Below are 1,986 nucleotides of genomic sequence, written 5' to 3' on the forward strand. Positions count from 1 at the left end.
TCAAACTATATAGTTGTCTAGGTTCAGTGGTGAAGGTAGTTGGCTCTAGGAGCGACTTTCGTCGATTCCGCTGGGCTGTTTCCCTCGACCGCTTTACTAATATATCTTGTCTGCCTAGGATTGTCAACCCTTTTTGGGAAAAGATTTTCCGATCTGGGCAAATTCCTTGCCAGCAATCACTTTTAGGTGTTTATCTAGTAGCCGATTCCGAATCTCAATCCGTTACACCAATGCCTCAAAAACCTGCATTGGTCAAAACAGCAGAGCTGTCGCTACGAGTGGAGTCGATCGATCAGACAATGGTGCAATTGCGTCAGATTCTTAGGAACAAGCAAGGTGATGTCTATGATTTGCAGGATGAGAGACCGCAAGATAGTAATAGACATCGCCAGACTACGCTGACGTTAAAGGTGCCTAGTATAGTTTTGGAGTACAGGTCGGGGAAACTTGGAAAAATTCAACTCACTCCGCCGGAAGTCTAGCTACGAATTTGGCGCTAGAACTACTGTGGTTGCTACCGTTTACGCCGTTTATAGCGATCGGGGCTGGCGGGGTTTACTATGCGATCCGTAAGCATCAGCGGCGAGCGATCGCGAATCCGACGACAATTGAGCAGGGCTAGAAATTTATTAGTTTTTGGTGCGTTATCGCGCACCCTACAATATTCTTGCAAATCAGATAGATTTTGGTGCGTTACGCTGTCTGGTCGTTTTTTATTCGGGGGTTCCCCCTGAATAAAAACGCCGCTAAACCGTCGGCAAAGCCGACGAGCGCGAGCCGTTACGCGATAACACACCCTACAATATTCTTGCACATCACATCGGACTGCTATAGTTGACTGTGACGATCGAGTACTGCTTGATAATTAGCTTGACGATCGGAGTTATCGAGCACGATTTCGATCTGGATATTTGCCCAGTCCGGATCGGGTAAACTTGCTAGTTCGGCAAGCAAATCGCTGGCTGCTTGTGGTGAATAATTGCGACCCTGAATGGTGCGACGATCGCTGCCAACTAATTCTACAGTAATAGACTTATCACCCGCGCTCGAACTAAATTCACGCTCGATCCTCTGGGCAATTGCTGTAGTATCGACCTGTTCTGTGCCGAGATCGATCTGGGCAATCCGCTTGTATTCTGGGCTGACTTGCTCGACAATCAGCGTTTCGCGACGAATGGGAACTTGTACTTGTACAAGCTGGGTTTCAATTTCTTTACGGACGACAATATCGCCAACTTTGCGACGGGTCAAATCGACGACTAATCGCTCTTCTAACAAAGAAATAACTTTTTCGGTCAGAATGTTTGTGGGAGTAACAACTGATTCGCGCCCCTCGATTCCGCCATTGTGTTGACTAGATTTAAATTCGTCAGCAAGCATGGTCTTTCTCAGAATGATGTGTTTTTGCAAGTTACTGGAGCAGATTTTTTTGAAACGAGCGCGGGTGGCTAACTACTCCAGTTTTGGCTCGATCGCGAAGATTTTTGACGGCTGATTTTTGCTAATGTATAAATATTCATTGAGGCAGGGGCAATTTATGAATTACTCCTACCTCAATATTACCACTACGACATTAGAAGACCTTTGCAGTCTAAGATCGCTTAGCGTTTGCCATCAGAGATCGTCGGATGACCATCAACATTCACATCAAGTTCTTCACGACGAACTTGCTCTTGAGTGGTGGCTGTCTCTTTTTCTACAACTTTATTAATGCGTACTTCCTCGCGGACGAACGCCTCTTTGTGAAATTCTGGCACTTCCTCATAGACATCGACGCGAGATACTTCGCCAGCCTGGAATGTAGCTTCACCAGGAGCTACCGCCGTCGTCCCAGTCGCAGGCATCCGTTCGATGACGATGCGCTCTTTTTCGACAGGTACTGAAGCTTGGGCGGTTTCAGTTTCGACCCGCTTGTTAATGACAGCATTGCCAGTTTTCTGACGGGTTTTGCTGGCAACTAAGCGCTCTTGATAGAGCTTGAAGCTA

The 1,986-nt window shown here is 46.9% G+C and carries 4 protein-coding genes; 2 read left to right on the plus strand and 2 right to left on the minus strand.

The window, feature by feature from the left end; genetic code table 11:
* Positions 1 to 230 precede the first annotated feature (230 nt).
* Both RMO35_RS19180 and RMO35_RS19185 read left to right on the plus strand, forming a co-directional pair.
* Complete coding sequence (locus RMO35_RS19180; RefSeq protein WP_309743221.1) at positions 231 to 482, plus strand: DUF4349 domain-containing protein; 252 nt, start codon at positions 231 to 233, stop codon at positions 480 to 482.
* A gap of 8 nt (positions 483 to 490) precedes the next feature.
* The gene (locus tag RMO35_RS19185) at positions 491 to 622 is read left to right on the plus strand and encodes a hypothetical protein (protein ID WP_309743223.1); all 132 of its coding nucleotides are present in this window, start codon (positions 491 to 493) and stop codon (positions 620 to 622) included.
* Positions 623 to 828: 206 nt separating this feature from the next.
* Here RMO35_RS19185 and RMO35_RS19190 read toward each other — a convergent pair whose 3' ends face one another.
* Complete coding sequence (locus tag RMO35_RS19190) at positions 829 to 1,380, minus strand: DUF2382 domain-containing protein (RefSeq protein ID WP_309743225.1); 552 nt, start codon at positions 1,378 to 1,380, stop codon at positions 829 to 831.
* Positions 1,381 to 1,601: 221 nt separating this feature from the next.
* On the minus strand, positions 1,602 to 1,986 hold a 385-nt coding region (locus RMO35_RS19195; protein ID WP_309743227.1), incomplete at its 5' end, for a DUF2382 domain-containing protein.

The sequence above is a fragment of the Chamaesiphon sp. OTE_20_metabat_361 genome (assembly GCF_031364565.1).

Bases quoted from the DNA above. Each gene is read 5' to 3' on its own strand.
- RMO35_RS19180 (WP_309743221.1), top strand. From the start codon at position 231: ATGCCTCAAAAACCTGCATTGGTCAAAACAGCAGAGCTGTCGCTACGA.
- RMO35_RS19190 (WP_309743225.1), bottom strand. From the start codon at position 1,380: ATGCTTGCTGACGAATTTAAATCTAGTCAACACAATGGCGGAATCGAG.